Source organism: Shewanella pneumatophori (genome assembly GCF_023283895.1).
Lineage (GTDB): Bacteria > Pseudomonadota > Gammaproteobacteria > Enterobacterales > Shewanellaceae > Shewanella > Shewanella pneumatophori.
Genome location: NZ_JAKILB010000006.1, coordinates 150,391 through 169,746 on the forward strand (window position 1 = coordinate 150,391; position 19,356 = coordinate 169,746).

Annotated in this window: 17 protein-coding genes and 2 other RNA genes; 9 read left to right on the forward strand and 10 right to left on the reverse strand. The window is 41.6% G+C overall.

Annotated features, from left to right (window positions below; genetic code table 11):
• Positions 1-42 precede the first annotated feature (42 nt).
• The 4 genes from pspC (at position 43) to L2740_RS11260 (ending at position 4,726) form a co-directional block, all read left to right on the forward strand.
• A complete protein-coding gene (gene pspC, locus L2740_RS11245; protein WP_248469396.1) occupies positions 43-435 on the forward strand; it encodes an envelope stress response membrane protein PspC in 393 nt (130 codons plus the stop codon).
• A gap of 80 nt (positions 436-515) precedes the next feature.
• Positions 516-1,958: a YcjX family GTP-binding protein gene (locus tag L2740_RS11250; RefSeq protein WP_248950290.1), complete on the forward strand. Its 1,443-nt coding sequence runs from the start codon at positions 516-518 to the stop codon at positions 1,956-1,958.
• 48 nt (positions 1,959-2,006) lie between these two features.
• Complete coding sequence (locus L2740_RS11255) at positions 2,007-3,113, forward strand: TIGR01620 family protein (RefSeq protein ID WP_248950291.1); 1,107 nt, start codon at positions 2,007-2,009, stop codon at positions 3,111-3,113.
• Between the two features lie 434 nt (positions 3,114-3,547).
• Entirely contained in the window at positions 3,548-4,726 is a 1,179-nt protein-coding gene (locus tag L2740_RS11260) for a trans-sulfuration enzyme family protein (protein WP_248950292.1), read from the forward strand.
• A 100-nt stretch (positions 4,727-4,826) separates the two neighbouring features.
• Here the strand turns inward: L2740_RS11260 and L2740_RS11265 are convergent, their stop codons facing one another.
• Positions 4,827-6,176 carry an SLC13 family permease gene (locus tag L2740_RS11265; protein WP_420833528.1) on the reverse strand — a complete coding sequence of 450 codons (1,350 nt, stop codon included), beginning with the start codon at positions 6,174-6,176 and terminating at the stop codon, positions 4,827-4,829.
• 430 nt (positions 6,177-6,606) lie between these two features.
• On the opposite strand from L2740_RS11265, the gene L2740_RS11270 reads away from it, so the two are divergent.
• The 3 genes from L2740_RS11270 (at position 6,607) to L2740_RS11280 (ending at position 8,532) form a co-directional block, all read left to right on the forward strand.
• Positions 6,607-6,909, forward strand: coding sequence for a ComEA family DNA-binding protein (locus L2740_RS11270; RefSeq protein ID WP_248950294.1), 303 nt, complete (start codon positions 6,607-6,609; stop codon positions 6,907-6,909).
• Between the two features lie 202 nt (positions 6,910-7,111).
• Positions 7,112-7,208: signal recognition particle sRNA small type (ffs, locus tag L2740_RS11275), an RNA gene on the forward strand.
• A 73-nt stretch (positions 7,209-7,281) separates the two neighbouring features.
• A complete protein-coding gene (locus L2740_RS11280; RefSeq protein ID WP_248950295.1) occupies positions 7,282-8,532 on the forward strand; it encodes a site-specific integrase in 1,251 nt (416 codons plus the stop codon).
• Between the two features lie 40 nt (positions 8,533-8,572).
• Here L2740_RS11280 and L2740_RS11285 read toward each other — a convergent pair whose 3' ends face one another.
• The 3 genes from L2740_RS11285 to L2740_RS11295 form a co-directional block, all read right to left on the reverse strand.
• Complete coding sequence (locus L2740_RS11285; RefSeq protein WP_248950296.1) at positions 8,573-9,838, reverse strand: DEAD/DEAH box helicase family protein; 1,266 nt, start codon at positions 9,836-9,838, stop codon at positions 8,573-8,575.
• Between the two features lie 1,008 nt (positions 9,839-10,846).
• Positions 10,847-11,419, reverse strand: coding sequence for a recombinase family protein (locus L2740_RS11290; RefSeq protein WP_248950297.1), 573 nt, complete (start codon positions 11,417-11,419; stop codon positions 10,847-10,849).
• Positions 11,420-11,558: 139 nt separating this feature from the next.
• A complete protein-coding gene (locus L2740_RS11295) occupies positions 11,559-12,170 on the reverse strand; it encodes a hypothetical protein (RefSeq protein WP_248950298.1) in 612 nt (203 codons plus the stop codon).
• Positions 12,171-12,426: 256 nt separating this feature from the next.
• Here L2740_RS11295 and L2740_RS11300 point away from each other — a divergent pair, with 256 nt between their 5' ends.
• Together L2740_RS11300 and ffs (L2740_RS11305) are read left to right on the forward strand one after the other, a co-directional pair.
• Positions 12,427-13,344, forward strand: a complete 918-nt coding sequence (locus tag L2740_RS11300; RefSeq protein ID WP_248950299.1) for a DUF7014 domain-containing protein — start codon at positions 12,427-12,429, stop codon at positions 13,342-13,344.
• A 117-nt stretch (positions 13,345-13,461) separates the two neighbouring features.
• Positions 13,462-13,558, forward strand: an RNA gene (ffs, locus tag L2740_RS11305) — signal recognition particle sRNA small type.
• A gap of 204 nt (positions 13,559-13,762) precedes the next feature.
• Here ffs (L2740_RS11305) and L2740_RS11310 read toward each other — a convergent pair.
• The 6 genes from L2740_RS11310 to dinG form a co-directional block, all read right to left on the reverse strand.
• A complete protein-coding gene (locus tag L2740_RS11310) occupies positions 13,763-14,035 on the reverse strand; it encodes a late competence development ComFB family protein (protein ID WP_248950300.1) in 273 nt (90 codons plus the stop codon).
• Positions 14,036-14,163: 128 nt separating this feature from the next.
• Positions 14,164-15,090: a histone deacetylase family protein gene (locus L2740_RS11315; RefSeq protein WP_248950301.1), complete on the reverse strand. Its 927-nt coding sequence runs from the start codon at positions 15,088-15,090 to the stop codon at positions 14,164-14,166.
• 27 nt (positions 15,091-15,117) lie between these two features.
• Positions 15,118-15,819, reverse strand: a complete 702-nt coding sequence (locus L2740_RS11320) for a DUF2057 domain-containing protein (RefSeq protein WP_248950302.1) — start codon at positions 15,817-15,819, stop codon at positions 15,118-15,120.
• 9 nt (positions 15,820-15,828) lie between these two features.
• Positions 15,829-16,491, reverse strand: coding sequence for a primosomal replication protein (locus tag L2740_RS11325; RefSeq protein ID WP_248950303.1), 663 nt, complete (start codon positions 16,489-16,491; stop codon positions 15,829-15,831).
• Positions 16,488-17,261 carry a sulfite exporter TauE/SafE family protein gene (locus L2740_RS11330; protein WP_248950304.1) on the reverse strand — a complete coding sequence of 258 codons (774 nt, stop codon included), beginning with the start codon at positions 17,259-17,261 and terminating at the stop codon, positions 16,488-16,490. The genes L2740_RS11325 and L2740_RS11330 overlap by 4 nt, the downstream gene beginning before the upstream one ends.
• Before the next feature lie 8 nt (positions 17,262-17,269).
• The gene (dinG, locus tag L2740_RS11335; protein ID WP_248950306.1) at positions 17,270-19,342 is read right to left on the reverse strand and encodes an ATP-dependent DNA helicase DinG; all 2,073 of its coding nucleotides are present in this window, start codon (positions 19,340-19,342) and stop codon (positions 17,270-17,272) included.
• Positions 19,343-19,356: the final 14 nt, after the last annotated feature.

Here is a 19,356-nt window from a genome sequence, read left to right on the forward strand (position 1 = left end):
AATAAATACCACCCAATGAGTGCTTAATAAGGAGGATGTAAGATGAACGAAGGTAACAAAACCTTATATCGAATTCCTCAATCAGGCAAAATTGCAGGCGTATGTTCAGGGATTGCTGATTACTTTAATTTTGAAACCTGGTTGGTACGAGTTGTTGCGGCTTCAATCTTTTTACTTGGTGGCTCTGGCATAGTATTAATCATCTATGTATTACTGTGGATGATTTTAGATATTAAACCAGGTACTGGTAAAAATGAGGTTTCTAATAAGGAAATTGGTGTAAAGAAAAAGGTTTGGCAGTCTGGTGAGCCAGCTAAAATGGCGTTAAAGGATGTAAACAGCCAATTTAGGTCTTTAGAAGTCCGATTACAAAATCTAGAGCGCCACGTAACATCAGATAACTATGATTTAAAAAATCAAATCAACAACCTATAGTTAATTCATCAAGCTATAGTTCAAAGACGGGGCAGGCTATACTGCCCTAGAACTTTCTTATACGGGTTGTACTTCAATATATGGCGAGCTTCAAACAGTCACTTAAAAAACTCGGTAAAAATACTCAAGCAGTTGCACTCAGAACCACAGACCGAAATTTACGATTAGCGGTTACAGGATTAGCTGGTGCGGGTAAAACGGCTTTCATTACCGGCCTTGTGAATCAATTATTGCATTCAGGGATTGCTGAAACAGGCTCTCAACTGCCTTTATGGCGAGTCGCTAGAGATAGTCGGCTCTATGGTGTAAAGCGAGACTTGCAGCCAGATCTAACCATTCCGAGTTTTAATTACGATGCTGCAATTCAATCGTTAGTGAACGAGCCACAAACTTGGCCTGTGTCGACTCGAAATATTAGTGAATTGCGTTTAGCGATAAAGTACCGCCCAGCAAAAGGTTTATTATCGAAGCTGACTGATAGTGCAACATTATATTTAGATATCGTTGATTATCCCGGCGAGTGGCTACTAGATCTACCTATGCTAAAGCAATCATTTCAGCAATGGTCAGTTAGCCAATCTACTCGCAAACAAGTTTTCCAGCGTTCTAAACACTTTGAAGCATTCTCTGAGGCGATAAATAGTATTGACCTTACTTGTGCTGCTGATGAATTAAAACTGCAAGAAATAACCGATCTTTATCAAAGGGTTTTGCAGGACTGTGTCAGTAATCATGGTTTTTATTATGCCCAGCCAGGTCGGCTATTATTGCCCGGTGAACTTGAAGGCACGCCTGTTTTAGCTTTGTTTCCGTTACTCAATATTGATGAATCAGGTTTTCAATCGTTAGAGCAATCGATCCCGAATAGCTTTTATCACACGTTAAAGCAACGCTATTACGAATACGTAAACCGAGTAGTTAAGCCTTTTTATCAAGATTATTTTGCTAAATTTGACCGCCAAATCGTGTTGGTAGACTGCTTTACACCGCTTAATCGTGGTCGTGAACAATTTGATGATATGAAGTCGGCGTTGCATGCGGTAATTGAAAGTTTCCACTTTGGTCAATCAAGCTTACTTAAACGATTGTTTTCACCGAAAATTGATAAACTTTTGTTCGCTGCCAGTAAGGTTGATCACGTGACTCGCGATCAACAGGGCAATGTGTTGTCGCTATTGACTCAGTTGATCCAGCAGAGTCAACAATTTGCTAAGTTTGAAGGCTGTGAAGTTGAAACCATGGCTATTAGTGCCATTAAATCAACCAGTCATGGCATGGTTAAGCAAGATGGTAAAGAAATAGAAGTCGTCAGGGGGACAGAGTTAGTTAATCGCCAAGCTGTGACCCTCTTTCCGGGTGAAGTGCCTAAATCGCTGCCGTCAGCAGATTTTTGGGATAAACAAGGTTTTGAGTTTATTAACTTTGCGCCGACTAACCAGCGCAACTCACGCAGCAGCGCTGACTTTGAACATATACGTTTAGACCATGTATTACAGTTTTTATTAGGCGATAAGCTTAAGTAATTTTTGTAGAGCACATGGTTGAGTAAGTAGATATAAAAGAGAGTAGCAATGTCTCAAAGTGACCATTTTATAAAAAGACAGCAACGTTTTGATGCTCAAGATAAAGAGCCTGAAGTGAGTTTGGCGCATTCCGTTAGCTTTGAATCTAAAGTTGAATTTATTGAAGCCGAACCATTAACCGATGCTGAAATAGAATCCACTATCAATCAACAATTATCTGGTTTTGAGAGTATTGATTTAGCACAAGACAAGCCTGCTAAGACCCATAGAAGCAGGCTAGGTAAGCTTTGCCTATTTGGTATTGTACTAGTGGTTATCGTTGAAGCTATTCTTGGCTTACAGGCCGCGTTTATTCAAAGTAGTTGGTTATTTGGTTTATATGCTGGTGTTACTGGGTTAGTTGTTTTGTGGGCCGGTAAAATCACTTTAGGTGAGTGGCGTCATTTAAAGGCCTTAAAGCAGGTTGAAGATACCCAAGCGGTTGGCCAGCGATTATCGCAAAGCATGCAAATGGGTGAGGCGGATAAATTTATCGACTCGATTATCGCTAAGTTACCTAATACTGTTGAAACATCTAAATTTAGTGTGAGCCTAACGCCTGAGCAAAATGATGCTGAAAAGCTTATGTTGTTTGATGAGATTGTGCTTACTGAAAGAGATTTAGCTGCCAAAAAAATCGTACGCCGTTTTGCTCAGGAGTCTGCATTACTTTTGGCTGCTAGCCCATTAGCTGTATTAGATATGGCTATTATTTTGTGGCGTAATCAAAGCATGATCAATCAGCTGGCGAAATGCTATGGGGTTGAGCTGGGTTACTGGAGCAGAATTAAGCTTATTCGAAGTATTATTACTAATATTATTTATGCAGGCTCAAGTGAAATAGTGACGGACTTAGGTACGCAACTATTATCTGTTGAGATGTCTGGTAAATTATCAGCAAGACTTGGACAAGGGCTCGGTGGCGGACTGCTAACTGCTAGGTTGGGTTATCAGGCCATGGCGTTGTGTAGGCCGTTAGCGTTTACTCTTGATTCTAAGCCTAAACTGTCCAGTATTCATAAAGAGCTTCTGCTTAGTTTAAAAGAGCTTTCATCGAGTGTACTCAGTAAAACAGTGAGCACTGGGGCTAAAACGGAGAAAGTTGAGCGTAGCTAATTAATCTTAAGTAGATGATTACTGTAATACTGTGATCATCTACTTGTGCCTTTTCGAGCTAACTTTGTGGCTAGAGTTAGCTTAGTTCTATCTCGTGTCTGCTCAGTTAGTCTAGTTGCCTTAACCTTATATTTAACCGTTATTTTTTGATCCCACATCTTAAATTCCTTTTGCACGCCTTGTCTGTAACATTTGTTTTACATGTCATCCGGGGGGAATTATCTGCTTTTAGTTTGAATTTTAATTCGCTTCGTCCATGTTGAGTTATGAGTACTAGCCGATCTTTGTCGTTACTTCTGAAGTTTGTGTTTTAAGTAACAGCGAAAAGCAATAACTAAAAACAGAACTGGCTTTGCAGCTTGTAGCTTTGTGTCGAGAAAGATAGCAGGGCGAAAACAGCAAGTAAAAAGCGCTTTGAATAAAGGTAGAAACGTATGCAAGATAAATGGCAACTTGCCACTAAGGTGATTCACGCAGGGCATGAACACAATGAGACTGGGGCATTGGTAACACCTTTGTGCCAAAGCGCAACATTTATTTTTGATAATGCTCAGCAAGGCGGCGCCCGTTTTGCTGGTGAAGAACAAGGTTATATTTATACCCGTTTAGGTAACCCAACTACGGCAGAGCTCGAGCGTAAAATTGCAGTTTTAGAGGGCAGTGAAGCGGCAGCTGCAACAGGCTCTGGTATGGCGGCTGTATCAGCTGCACTGTTAGCTAATCTAAACTGTGGTGATCACCTTGTTGCTTCTAACGCGGTTTATGGATGCACCTTTTCGTTGATGAGTTCTTTATTAGCTAAATTTGGCATAGAGGTTAGCTTAGTCAACTTTAGTGATAAAACCGCGATAATCGATGCTGTACGTCCAAATACTAAAGTGATTTTTTGCGAAACGCCGGTGAATCCTCATTTAGATGTATATGATCTGCAGATGATTGCTCAGATAGCTAAACAGCACAATTTAATCAGTATCGTTGATAACACCTTTATGACGCCATTATTACAGCAGCCAATAAAGCACGGTATTGATATTGTTATCCATAGCGCGACTAAATACTTAAATGGACATGGTGATGTGATTGCCGGTGTAATTTGCGCAAGTGAACAACAAATGCAAGTTATCAAGTACGAAGTATTAAAAGATGTAGGCGCTGTTTTATCACCCCATGATGCATGGTTAATTTTACGTGGTCTAAAAACCTTAGATGTACGAATCGAAAGGCATTGTGACAATGCAGAAAAAGTCGCTGAATATTTAGCAACGCATCATAAAATATCTAAAGTTTATTATCCTGGACTTAAAAGTCACCCAGGACATCATTTGTTAGGCCAGCAAATGCGCAGAGCTGGTGGTGTGATAGCGTTTGAACTTAATGCAAGCTTTGAGCAATCACTCGCCTTTATTAATCAATTATCGCTGTTTTCCATTGCCGTTAGTTTAGGTGATGCAGAATCATTAATTCAACATCCTGCGTCGATGACACACTCTCCTTATACTGAAGAACAAAGGTTAGCAGCGGGAATTAAAGATAATTTACTTAGAATTTCAGTTGGTCTGGAGTCAGTTGAAGATATTATTCAAGCGTTAGAGCAAGGCCTAGAAAGGCTTTAAGTGATATGTTTCATGGATATTTTGAGTAGGGCGGCTTTGTAGATAAGGTAATATTTGCCTTATAAAAAGTCGCCCTGCCTTTAATGGCAGGGCGGTTTAATTAGATTTCCCAGAATGTATGCGCAATGATGTAAAGCACAACCATACTGATAAAATTAATGATAACCCCTGCTTTCATCATCTCTGATTGCTTGATGTATCCAGAGCCATAAACAATAGCATTTGGCGGTGTTGCTACAGGAAGCATGAAGGCACAAGAAGCGGCGATGCCAATTAATACTGATAGCATTACTGGCGATAAACCAAGTGCTTCGGCAATAGCTGCAAATACAGGTACGAGTAGCGCAGCACTTGCAGTGTTACTTGCAAACTCAGTTAACATTACAACAAAGGCAATCACGGCAAAGGTGAAAAGTGCCATATGTGTGTTACCAAAAATATCGGTGATCCAGTGTGCTAAAAATACGCTGGTACCTGTTGCCTTCAACACTGCACTTAATGTTAGACCACCACCAAATAAAATTAGTACACCCCAATCTGTAGTCGTTTCAATTTTTTTCCATTTAACAAGGCCAAGGCCAGCAAGTAAAACCACTGCGCCAAGTGCAACTATGGTATCAAATTTTGAGATCCCACCTAACGCCTGAGAAATAGGTTTACTGAAAATCCAGCAACAGACGGTGCTGATGAAAATAAGTAAGGTTAACTTACCTTGAAAAGTCAGTGATTGCTTTTCTGTATTTAGCTCACAAACCATTGATAAGTCTGGCTTAAGATATAGATACAGGGCAATTAACATCATAGGAAGCATGATCGCAACGGTAATTAGGCCAAACTCGAGCCAGTCTGCAAATGAGAGACCTACTTGCGCAGCAGCAATAGCATTTGGGGGGCTACCAACTAAGGTTCCAATACCGCCAATGTTTGCTGAGTAAGCAATGCCTAATAATAAGAATAGGTAAGTACTTTTGTGCTGTTTAATATCAATCTGATGCAAGATCCCAAGTGCTAACGGCAGCATCATAGCGGTTGTGGCCGTGTTACTGATCCACATGGAAAGTCCCGCGGTGATCCCGAATAACATCAGGCAGGCCACCGATAAGCGCCCTTTAGAGGCGCCCAGAACTTTTTGGGCGATCAACTTATCAATGCCTTGATGATTTAACGCGGCAGCTAAAACAAAACCACCGAAGAAAAGATAAATAATAGGGTTAGCAAAGTGGCTCATTGCTGATTGGGTTTCAAATACGCCAAACAGCACGGCCATAATAGGGATTAAAATTGCGGTAATACTGATATGGATAGCTTCTGTTAACCACAAAATAGCGGCAAATACCAACATTGCCAAACCTGTATTAACGCCTTCTTCAAAGGGAAGAAAGTTATACATTAAAAACAACAACAGGATATCTGCAGCAAGAATGATCAAGTTCTTTTGCTGTTTAGACATTTTAGTATCGGTGGTGTCGGGTATTTTGGTTGATTCAAATGACATTTGAATGTCCCTTATTATTTTAAGTTGGCTCACTCTAATTCAGCTTTGACTAAGTTCAAAATCTGTTGTCGCGTTAAAAATTTACCGTTTTGACCGCTGAAAATAGTGATGCGATTCACGTATATTTTGGTTTTGTGATGATTAAATATGAAGCTTGTGCTGATTTTTCGAAATTTACTCATCAAAACATCAATAATTCGATAATCGTCCCAAGTAACTGAAAGTTATTTGTAATACATGAAGTGTGATCGCGATCTATTTAGTTGCGAGTGCGGTGTGATGGTGGGCGTTTGATAGCGAAAAGCTAGACTATGATCTACCTTTTGTTGGTGGCCATGGAAATGGATTAAGGCCATTAATGTTAGGAAAATACAAAGGAGCAATTATGTACAAACATATTTTATCTGTTTTTATTCTTTTAAGCTTACTTGCTTTTTCGGTTGAGGCGGCACCTAAGAAAGTTGATGTTGCACCTACTTCTGAGTCGAGTCAGTTGCAGTTAGTTAAAATTAACAGTGCAACGGTAACCGAACTGGCAGCATTAAGCGGAGTTGGTGAAGCAAAGGCTCAAGCAATTGTTGAGTATCGTAAAGTTCACGGCAACTTTAAATCGATTGATCAACTTAATGAAGTTAAAGGTATTGGAGAAAAGCTGATAGAGAAAAACAGGGCCAGTTTGAGTCTATAAGTGGCGCTGGATTTTTCAAGTCAGTTCTTCAAAGTTGTTTTTCAAGTCGATAAAGCCCTTTTTAAAGGGCTTTTGTTTATAGAATCGTCGATTGAACCCAATATAGGCTAAGTTACGTGATAATCACTTGATTGCTGGAGATGCATAATAGATAATGCACTCGTTCTTTAGAGCAAGCCTCTAATAGAAAGCAGTGGTGACCCTAGGGTCCCCCCGCAATGATAACTTGTGAACTCGGCCAGGCCCGGAAGGGAGCAACCGCAGCAGGCGACTCATGTGCCGGGGTGTGGCTCTAGGGGAGCCTCCAAACTAAAGTCTAATCAAAGACTTATCTCAGAAAGACCTCAGGTGATACACTTGGTGGTACACTCGATGAGAAATAGTTTATCTAAAACTCCCCCATATTTGTTCCAATCTCGTCATGGCATTTGGTATGCGCGAATAGTCGTACCCGAAGCTCAACAAAGCTCCCTTGGTAAGCGTGAAATCAGAAAGTCGTTAGCGACTAGAGACCGTCTTGAAGCCGTTCGCAAGTCTTGGCAGGTGTTGAGTCAGTTACGCAGTGTTGCTGAAGGTGATACTCAAGGCACGACTGAGACTATTCATTCTCAAGCCTGTACGCAAGAAGTCTTAAGACCTGCCAAGGTTTCTGCTCCCACTATTACTACCCAAAGCAACAGCAGTCATCCTAAGCTCCCAAGACTCAGCCAAGTAGCTGAAGAGTTTTGCCAAGAGAAACGTAAGCAAGGCGCATGGTCGCCACACAGTGAACAGGTTAACCGTCAGACCTATAAAGATATGATTGGTCTCCTAGGTGATATACGTCTTGAACAGTTCACACTGGCTAAGGCATTAGAGTACAAGCGACACTTCTCATCTAAAGCTGACCTTGCAGTCTCTACAGTTAATAAGCGGCTGACTCGAGTCTCTGCACTATTACAGTGGGCAGCTATTCATTACGGCATCAGTAACCCGATGGTTGGCTTAAGTATTAAGGTGTCGGCAAAGGTTAAAGCCTCTAAGGCTCGAGATGCTTTGAGCGAGACCAAAATCAGACAGCTATTTAGGGAAATCCCATCAACTACTGAGCATAAGATGCCTTATCGTGCATGGTTGCCAAGGCTTGCTGCTTATACTGGTGCAAGGCTAGGGGAATTAGCTCAACTATATATAGATGACTTTACTGTTATTGATGGTTATCCCTGCATCCACATTAGAGCGACACATCCAGATCAGTCCATTAAGACCGCGACCAGTGAACGTGTCATCCCTATTCACCCTAAGCTAATCGCTATGGGCTTCCTTAAGTTTGTCGACAAGCAACAGGCTAGCGGACACGAGCGACTATTCCCAGAACTTAGGAAGATATCGACTCGTGGTTATTCACATCAGGTCTCTAAATGGTTCTACACCTTTAAGCCTAAGTTAGGCTGGGGTGAGCGAGACACCTTACATGGTATTCGTCATGCAGTGGCTACTCAGCTCAAACGTAAAGAGTTTAGCTCTGATATGGTCGCAGGTTTGCTTGGTCATTCTCATGGCTCGATTACTTTTGACCGCTATGGCAAAGAATATAAGATAGAGAACATATTGAAGTTAGTGAAGGCGTTGGATTGGGAATAGAAGAAAGGTTTGAGTAATGATTTAAAGTAGCTACTTTGGCTCAAGCCAGCATCTTATTATCAGACTCATTTAACCAATTCTTAAACAACTTTCGCATACGAGGGCATACAATAAACAAGTGCATAGGCTCACCTTTACGTATACAACCACGCCATATGAGCTGGAGCATTTCTGCTAAGGCATATTTGTCTTTGTTGAAAGAAACTCCTTTATTTTTACAGTGGTTATAAATAGCAGGGTTTTCAAACTTACTAAGAGCATAGATTACTGCAGTTTTGTCAGCATAATCGTTAGTAGCTCTGCAAGTTGAAGCGACCCAAAGTGACTTGCTGTATTTTGCTCCCTTAGCTTTAGCTTTTCCTGACTTGATACGCTGACCATTCTCATCTTTGTCAACCCAATTATCCTTTGGGCAAGTAATGAGAATATTTTTAGAGGTTAGTTTTCTGTTGGTCACGAAGCTTGTAATCAATGCAGCAATAGGCTTGATGACTGTGGGACGTGCTTTACTCCACCACGTTTGAGTTAACGAAGCTCGGGTATCCTTTTTAGGCTCAAACAACTTGATGTTGTCGCGAGCTATTTGCTTAAGCTCAGTCTCATTGCGCATTAAGGCAATCTCATGGGTAATATCCTGTGGCTTGATGTCATGAATACGACAATAGTGGGCAAAAATGGTGCCTTCCCATAGGTAGGTCATACAGATAACTTCTTCAAAGGAAGATAGGATACTGATTGGATACTGGTGTATGAGGGTTTCACCACCGATCAAGTACAAGCTTTGGTTACAACAGTCCTCTGCAAGTGCTTTCTCTCTTGCGTCATCAATAGCAGCAATAGGGAAGCTCGCACAGTTCCAAGTTATAAGGCCGTCAGCCGCTACAGATAAGGCTTCCGACTCTATCAAGGTTCTAAGTCGATGGCGTCCAAGAGGCGGAGGAACTTTGATTGCCTCCACTGCTTCATCTATGACAAGGATGTAGCCCGCAGCATTAATCTCGTCAGCATCAGAGTGACTGAGATTTTGGAGTGTTGCATGTGTAGTGACCACATTATATCCATTGAGAATTAGATCCATGAACGAATCCTTTTTGCTTCGCCCCATCGATGTAGGCTGCTGAAAGTTTAGCTCGGGGCAGTCTTGTTGAAAGCGTTCGAGTTCAGATAAAAGAGGGGAGACATACACAAACTTTGAGGCTAGTGCCTTATCCTTCATGTATTGCTGAATCGCGGTGCTCTTTCCTGCGCCCATCATCGCATCAACGACTTTTAAATTTACTGTATGTTGCGTGGTGTTAGTTTTCATATGGTTGTATCCATTAGGTTTAAGTAAGCGCACTCATCAAGTCCCATCCACACAAAGGCCAAACAGCAAAGGATACTTCCTAAGTGTGGTCTCGAGTGAATGCGCTTAACTAAATGCTGTTTGAGTTATAGGTCTTGGGTGACCTCGGTGTTGGTTGCCGTGATTTGAAGGAATGACAGCTGGGATTAAGTTGATGCAGCTAACATCTACTTATTTTCATTCCATTAGTCCGCTTTGAGCGTGACTATATTGCTTCGCTATTATTATTGGTTCTTTTGGCTATAGCGCCATAGTAGTATAAGTTTATTAGGTGTTATTGATATTGACCGCTTCGCTGAGTTATATCTTAAGTATCAGACCTAAGTCTCAAGTCTATTAACGATGTAGTGCATATAGTCCTTTATAAACATATGGTTACGAAGGTCTTATGCTTATTGTCGAAATAAAGCAGCATACAAGACTAAAGGCTACTAAGTTATGGACTTAAGTTAAGGTGACTCTGGAAAAGGATAAATATAGCTTAGGTAATTTCTTTAACTTTAGTTAGGCTTTAAGTACTTTTAATTAGGTCTATAGTCTTATTGCTAGTTTTACCTATAGTCTATGAGCATCTTTAAAAGGTTGCTTTTCTATAGGGTGGGAGTTGGTTTAAAACTGTCTATTTAAATATCATAAGACTACTATATCTAGAGTCTGGAATTAGCTACTAATAATTTTTAGTATTACGTTCAAAGACACTTGCCTATAGTCTGTAAACATGTCGATTTTGAGCACAAAGTTAGTTTGGTTTTCACTCGGTGACTGATGGTCTTTTATAGGTATGGAGTGGCTTGGGTTGTCTGTAAGCGGGGATCTGAAACTAAAATAAATATAAGGTCGACAAAAACAGGTAGCCACAGACAGATAAGCACCTAAAGATCTTAAAGGATCTGGAGTGGCTCATATTGCTTCATGGCTACCATTGTACTAAGCGAGGTCTAACGTGCCTCTACGGATCATTTAGAGGGCTTACAGCTCCTTATTCCAGTGCCTCTTGATGGTCGCTAATGATAGACCTAGCTCTTGAGCAGCCTTGGCTTGGGATAGACCATCGGCTCTAGCTTTGAGCACTGATTGAGTCGTACCTTTTGCTACTGGTCGGCCTAAGGTTTTACCCTCTGCTTTAGCTCTCGCAAGACCCTCTTGTGTTCTCTCGACAATCCTAGACTTCTCGAACTCAGCAAAGGCAGTCATAAGACTAAGCATGAGCTTTCCCTCTGGGGTACTGAGGTCAGATACTGGCAGGTCTAAGGATTGTACTGAGACACCTTTCTCTGTCAGCATCTTTATGGTTTGAAGCACATCAATAGCGTCTCGTCCTAAGCGGTCAAGCTTCAAGACTACCAATCTGTCACCAGCCTCAAGTTTGTGGTCGACTAGTTCCTTAAAGGCTGGACGAGCCATAGCTGCGACACCACCAGATATAGATTCACTTATGATGCGAGTATCAAGTAGGTCAGCGACTCTCTCCTTAAGCTGGTGGGCTTGTGTTTCAGCGTTCTGCTCAACGGTAGATACACGACAGTATGCAAAGGTTCTCATTAGGTTAGTCTCAGTGAGTGGTGTCATAAACGGTGTCAACAATAATCTTGAGTGTCATTAATGTCAATGGGTAATTTGTTGATACCTGCTGGCGGTCACTTATGATGGTGTCATCTAACGATGGTTTGTTGAGCCTAAGTTATGAGGTTAGTTTCTTTATCAGTAACGAGTCTCTAGCGTATATTGAGGCGGCAATAAACAAAGCATCCCAACTATCGTATTTTGTATTGAGTCTAATGTGGTTATTCCACTCTGCTGACTTCAGGTGGTCCGCAGTGAAGTTTTGGATTTTAGATGCAACTACTAACTCTTCTAATGTCAGAAAGTTTGAGCACAGTGCTAGGAACTCAGGAGTGATAACGTTTGAGAGCATGTCACTCATTGGCTTATCTTTATCAAGAGATATTTGATTAAGGCAGGTGTTACATACAAGGTATAAATCTTGCCGAACAACAATAAAGTTCTTCCTATCGCGCAATGAAAACGCCCCCTTGCAGTGTTGGCATTGGTGCAAGAACTGACCTTGTGGTGATAGGACTAAACCGATTTCATTCAGCATTGATTGGCAGGAGCTACACACAACACCTGAGTGGCCGTGTAGGTCAACTTTGTACTTGTCAGCTTGATAGTTAATTTGCGAACTACATCTTGCACAAATTGAGTTGGACTTTGAAGAATAATGGGAGATTATCCAGATAAGGGTTATCAGGGGGCCAACTATGGTTAATAGAGCAGCCAGCTTATCGTTCATCCATTTTGCCTAACTAGACTAAGTATCAGATATTGGGTTAAGCATACCCCACGGGGGAAAATAGCAGAAGTGCTATATCTAAAAGCCTAAGACAATTTTGTGACTTTTTTAGACCATATAATCATGATCTTACTTATAGTCGGTAGTTAAGATAAAAGGTTTTGAGTGCAAAGCTTTACCGTATAACATGTAGTTTATAGAGCTAACAAACTATGAGTAATCGTTTTATCCAATAATAAACAAGGTGAAAAATATCATGTTCAATTTTGAGGTATTCTCTCGTAGACCTAAGAAAGATAAAGTGAAACTTAAGGCCCTTACTAAAACTTTTCGTAATCGTGTTTTCATGCTTATTCAAAGACAAGAACATGGTATTTCAACGCAAGCATTACTTAATGAAATTCACTCCATGATGATGATGAATCTAGGTAAGGTCATCGGTTCTGCGGAGTCTCGCGGGTACTTTAACGATTACTCCGCGGCAATGTTAGAGTATATGTGGTCTTGTGAAGATGACTATTTTTTTGACGCATTAGAATATATCTTTCAGACGCAAGCTGGTCGGGTTTTACTTCAGTACAATAGTTTCATAGATGAAATAAACCAGTTTTTAGACATAGACGAGCTTCCTTATAAGTTAACGTACGGGAATGTTGAAACCATAGAAGTAGAAAATGACTCTGATGACAGCGTTACTTCTGGTTTCGCTAGAGTTCTCAAATATGACGTTACTTACCCCAAGATCATTCGCAAGGATAGTGAAGCTATAGATCAGACGGCTATAGAGCCTGTTTTGACATTACTACGTGGGAAGGAGTTTAGTGCAGCAAATAAGGAATTTTTATCCGGACTCGAAGATTATCGTCATGGTAAATATAGAGAATCAGTAACTAAATGCTGCAGTGCTTTTGAGAGTGTTATGAAAGTAGTCTGTCAGCAACGAAAGATAAAACTCAAAGGGAATGAAACTGTAGGGCCACTCATAGCGAAAGTCATAGAGCATACAGATCTAGATAAGTTTTTTGATCAGCCATTAATGCTCATTGGAACAATCCGAAATAAATTAGGCATTTCGCATGGCTCAGGTGTAGAGGAAAAACATGTTTCAGAACATGTGGCTTTGTACTCTATAAACGCGACAGCTTCAGCTATTCTCCTAGTTACAAGAGTTTAGGCATTTAGTCATGATTTAATAATTCTTGAATGTGGTCTTTGAGAGTGGTACATATAGTGCGACATTAACGACTTAACCCTACTTGGGTCATTTCTGAACTAGTTAATGGGTGCTTACCTCGCATCCCCCCGCAATGATAACTTGTGAACTCGGCCAGGCCCGGAAGGGAGCAACCGCAGCAGGCGACTCATGTGCCGGGGTGTGGCTCTAGGGGAGCCTCCAAAACTCCCCTTAAAAGTAATAAACTCCTGATTTTACATGATATTCCAACTGATATTTTAAGTTTTCTATCTTAAGCTAGCCTCAGTTGTACAATTCATGTGTACCACTTCACTCCATCAATATCATATAACTTTAAGATTAAGTGTTAATCTGATCCTACTTTGAATTTCAGCTTTGGCAGAGTATTCGATACGACTTATTGCGATTCTTTTAAATGATCAGATTCCTTCAAAAATGCCCGCGACTTTTCGAGTGCTTTTTGGATCTCGTGTTTCATTTGCTGTAGCTCGTTGTAATCTTCAAAGAAGTAGGTATCGACTAGATGGCGAATATAACGTGTTGGTAGCTGATTAAGGGTGATACAACAAAGGTCGGCAAGGTAGTCAGAGGGAAGTTCATCGAGTAAGCCTTCATCTGATAGCATTTCGAGTAATAACACTTCGTAATAGTTTCTGATCTCTAATTGCATGGCTGGCTCCTTTTCTCAGGCTTTACTCGGTATTTACTTGTTATTTGATAAATGCCATTTGCAATGGCTTGCTAATGGCCGCTTTTTGCAATGCCGCTAGCGCTATCGTGCGATATTAATCCGCTATTTTAGAGCTTATCGGTATCAGCTTGTTGCCATACTTGATTCGCTGCGATGAATAACTGGCTATGACGCTGATTTAATTTTGTAACATCTCTACTGTACCCACCACCAATCACACAGGCAATCGGGATTTTTGCTGATTTTGCTTGCTGTAATACCAGTTTGTCTCGTTCAAAAATGCCTTGGCTAGTGATGTCTAGATAACCTAGGCGGTCATCTTGGTGAATATCGACACCCGCATCGTAAATAATCAGATCAGGTTGGTGTAAGCGAATTAAATAGGCCAATGTTTGATTGACGGTTTCTAAGTATTGTTTATCTTCAGTACCGCGAGTTAACTCAATGTCATAGTCTGATTGTTGTTTGCGACTAGGGAAGTTCTCTTGGCAGTGAAGGGAACAAGTAATGATGTTGCTATTGGACTGCACTATCGTTGCGGTGCCATCGCCTTGATGTACGTCACAGTCAAATATGAGTACCGTTTCAATAGGGTCCTTTCGCAGACAGTGCATTGCGGCAAGCGTAAGATCATTGAAAATACAATAACCACTGCCAAACTCATGGTGGGCATGATGGTATCCGCCACTTAAATGAAGGGCGCAACCATAATCAATAGCTTGCTCGCAGGTGAGTGCTGTACCGGCAACTGAATAAAGTGTGCGCTCAACTAATGCTTCACTCCATGGGAATCCAATACGGCGCATGGCTTTGTTATCGAGAGTTCCATTAATAAAACTTGCAACATACTCGGAGTCATGTAGTTGGTTTAGGTATTTCGGATTGACTTTTTCAGGTGCAATAAACTGGGATTTTACCGCTATACCTTGTTGTAAAAGGTAATCATATAGGTTGCGATATTTAGTACTGGGAAATTGATGATTAGTAGGTAACGCCAGCTTAGAGTAGCTGGCGTGATATACCAAAGGGAGCATTTTTGCTAGCAATAAACAGCAGCGAAACTAAAGTTGCTTAATTGCCCAGCTCATGAACTCTTTACGAGTTTGTTCATCAGCCTGTAGCCACCAGTATTGAAGCATTTGCTCGGCTTTTGCTGTATCAGCTGTTGCTGCGGCAGGTGCTGCTTTAGCCGCTTCTGGTAACGTTGCGGCTGCAGCCGGAGAAGGTTTGCTTACTGGTGCCGTTGGCGTTGCAGCAACCGCAACGGCTGCGCCAGTCGCGGCAGCGGCTTCAGCGTCAACATCTGTTGGGTTATTGCCGCTAAATAGGCGAGACACAAATGATTCTTCGCTAATATTAGTTTGCGTAACTTTGTAACTTACATTGCCATTATCTTCGCGAGTCACTACAACTTGTGGCGCCTTGGCGAAGCTTTTTGGATTCTTAACAAATTCACCGTCAGCAGGCTTTAGTTGGTAGCTATAGTCGCCGTCTACATTAATAGTCACGATAAACGCATTTGATTTAATATTCGTTTCGCTATCACTGAAGTCATCTTCTACAAGATCATTGTAGCGAATGGCTATTTTGTGAGTACCTTGGTCTAGCTCAATTTCAGATTTGTGGCTAAATAAGCTGGTTTCAACTTCTTTGCCGTCAACAGCGATATACTCAAAAGCCATAGGGATGTTGAAGTCAGCGGCAAAAGCGGCTGAAGAACCACATAGAGCGAGAAGTGCGGTAATAGTTAAACGTGGTTTCATGTTTGTTCCTTAACGATTGTGACTTTTAAACGGTCGCTCGAATAATTGGATGCGATCTTCAATGTAACTGGTCGCTTGTCGGCATTTACCTAACCGACTGTGCAGCGATAAGATCTCATGCTGCAGCTTGATTTTGTCAGCACTATGACAGTTTTCAAGTGAAGATTGCAAATTTTCAATTTTTTGTTCAATAATCTTAGCCCAGTTCAAATGTTTGTTAAGTTCTTCATAAAGTTGATGGCTATTTTGCATCACACTTGAGGCTATCCAGCTAAAACCACTGTCGGCATGTGATTGATTACCGCGCTTAATTGCATAAGCTCGGCGACTGCGCTTTTGTTGCTCAATAGACTTAACATTGATCCCGGTTGTTGACAGGGCTCGGCGTAATGCGCTGAACCTGTCTTGAATTTTCTCACAGCTTGAAACTATGGTGTAAGGTGAACGTTTGGCTTTTAAAAGTTGCTCAAGCTGGATAATGTTTTTTGATAGTTGATCGATGCAGGGCTGAAGTTGACCACCGACTTGTATAAACAGCTCACTATTAAAGCGCTCAACATCTTGCATCATTTTACGTTGTCCAGGCGGAAGTCGTGAGTCATGCTGCAAGACCTCTTGCTCTAACTGTTTGAGCTGCTGTTTTAGCTTTGCTAAAAGTTGCTCGTTGGTCATAGCCAAGCACTCCATACTAATTGCGCGGCAATTAATAGTATAACGGTAATAAATATCGGGCGAATAAAGGGGAGGCCAAATTTAATCGCTGAGTGAGCGCCTAAATAGGAGCCGGCCATCATACAAAGCCCCATAGATAAACCCACCATTATATGAACTTTGCCTAAGGCGATAAAAATAATCAGTGAGGTGAGGTTACTTGTAAAAGTCATCGCACGGGCAAGGCCACAGCTATATAGTAGTGGTAGTTGATGTAGTCCTGTACTTGATACCGTCCAAAAGGCACCGATTCCGGGGCCTGCAAAACCATCATAAAACCCTAGCGGTAAACCTTGCAGCCATTGCTTTAATTTACTTTTGGCACGAGTTGGAATTTTATGGTTATTGCCACCCATCGCATTCGGCTGAAAAAGGGTATAAAGCGCAATAGCGATAATCATGATGGGTAGCCATTTTTCTAGCCATTGATTATCGATAAGGTACACAATAAATGTGCCTAAAACTGCGCCTATAAAGGTAGCGACAAATGTGTGATACCACAAAGAGGGAGAAAACAAGCGCTGCTTATAATACGTATACGCTGCTACCGACGAGCCGAAGCTCGCTGCCAGTTTGTTAGTGCCAAGCGCCATGTGCGGTGAAACACCCATTGTTAGCAACGCAGGAATAGACAACAACCCACCACCGCCAGAAACCGCATCAATAAATCCGGCAATAAATCCAACTAACGCGAGTATGGCCCAGCTGCTTGGGTCGAGAATTAAATCCAATGCTTGTCCTATTCAATCACACGGCGAAACGGCGGCAGGGCATCTAGTAAAGACTTTCCATAACGTTTAGTCACTAAACGTCTGTCTAGAATCGATATCCGGCCGTAATCCTGTTCTTTACGGAGTAATCTACCACAGCTTTGCACTAATTTGCGTGATGCGTCTGGAATGGTTAGCTGTAGAAATGGGTTACCGCCTTTGATTTTAATGTATTCTGAATGTGCTTGCTCAACGGGTGAGGTTGGTACCGCAAACGGCAATTTAGTAATAATAAGGTTGGTTAGGTAATCTCCTGGGAGGTCGAGACCTTCAGAGAAACTGCCTGTGCCAAAAATAATACTCGGTTTGCCTGCGTCACAGCGCTCTTTATGTTGCTTTAAGATCTCTTGTCTTGGTAAAGAGCCTTGAATGAGCAAACCCGTTTTTATTTTTGATTCAACTAAATCGGCCACTTTTTCCATTTGCCAGTATGAGGCAAATAACACCAAACTGGCCATTTCGTCTTCAACAAGTGCAACAATATGCTTTGCTAATTCATCTGTGTACTTATCGTCAGTTGGCTCGCAGTCCATTTTTGGCAAAAATAGTGTCGCGTTTTGTTCAAAATCAAATGGCGAATCTAATGCTAAATAGCGGCTACCATCGTTGATTGACAGTCCAACTTGATGGGTAAAATGATTAAAGTTATTTAGGGCTCTTAAGGTTGCGCTACAAAGTACGACGCCAGCAGCTTTATCCCACAACAGATTTTCAAGCATAAAGCCTACTTCTATAGGTGAAGCGTTAAACAGGTAATCTGATTGTTTACCGGTTAGCTGTTCAATCCAGCGAGCCATTGGAGCACCTTTGGGGCTATCCTCTTTGGCCATCATCTTCCACAGCTTTTGTAGATTCTCTAAACGCTGCAGCATAAAGCCTGTTTCTGAAAGCAGGGCTTCTGATTGATGTTTGGGGATCTCGCCATCTTTAATCGCTTCATTGAGTAGCGACAGCATTTTGTTAAATTGCTTAAGTGCAAGGTTTGATGCCGTGGCTAAGTTTTCAGCAAGAACCATTAACGCTGACGGCAATTTGCCATGCTCAAAGCGAAAACGATTTTCGGGGTTATCAAATTTTGCTGATTGGGCATCGCAAAATTGCGCCACCTGATTGAGCATGCCGGCAATATCACCAATATGATCCAACATTGATTGTGCTGGAGCGATGATATAGTTGCTCTTAATTTGGTTTTGTAATTTGCTGGTGGTTTTAGTCAGTTTTTCTAACCAATCGTTAGCGCCGCGAATCGTTGCCTGTGCGCTGCTAAAGTCTCTGGCAACAATCGGTAAATGGTGCGCTTCGTCAATAACGTAATAGAGATCTTCAGGATCGGGCAAAATTACACCACCGCCAAGCTCTAAGTCAGCAAATAACAAACTATGGTTGGCGATCAATACATCCCAAGTGTCGATATCTTCTCGGGCTTTATGAAACGGGCAGTTACGGTGGCTTGCAAGTTGGCGGTGACAGCTATGTTTGTCACAGGCAATTTGCTGCCATAAATGATCGGGTAACGGTTTGGTTAATGTATCGCGCTCACCATTCCATGTACCCGCTTGATAATCTTTTAATAAGCCCTCAAGCATATCCACTTGGCTTTGATCTGGCTTAGTTTGCCACATGGCCATTTGGCTGCTGTTGTCTGGCCCAACCATCATTTCTAGTTTAGATAAGCAAACATAACGCTGACGACCTTTGACTAAGCCAAAGGTAAAGTCGAGACCTGATTGCTGTAAAAAGAATGGCAAGTCTTTATGCAGTAACTGCTCTTGCAGTGCCACAGTAGCGGTAGCAATACAGACTTTTTTCTTGCTGGCTAAAGCAAGCGGTATTGAACCTAAAATATAAGCAAGTGATTTACCAATACCGGTACCCGCTTCAACCACGATAATGCGGCGCTGTTTGTCATATTCACCGGCAAGCGTTTTTGATATTTCCGCAACAATATAATTCTGCTCGCGGCGCGGGCGAAAGTTAGGCAGTGAAGTAGAAATGCCTTTATATATGGTACGAATTTGAGTTTTAACGTCTGCGGTTAACATGAATGCACTAAGCT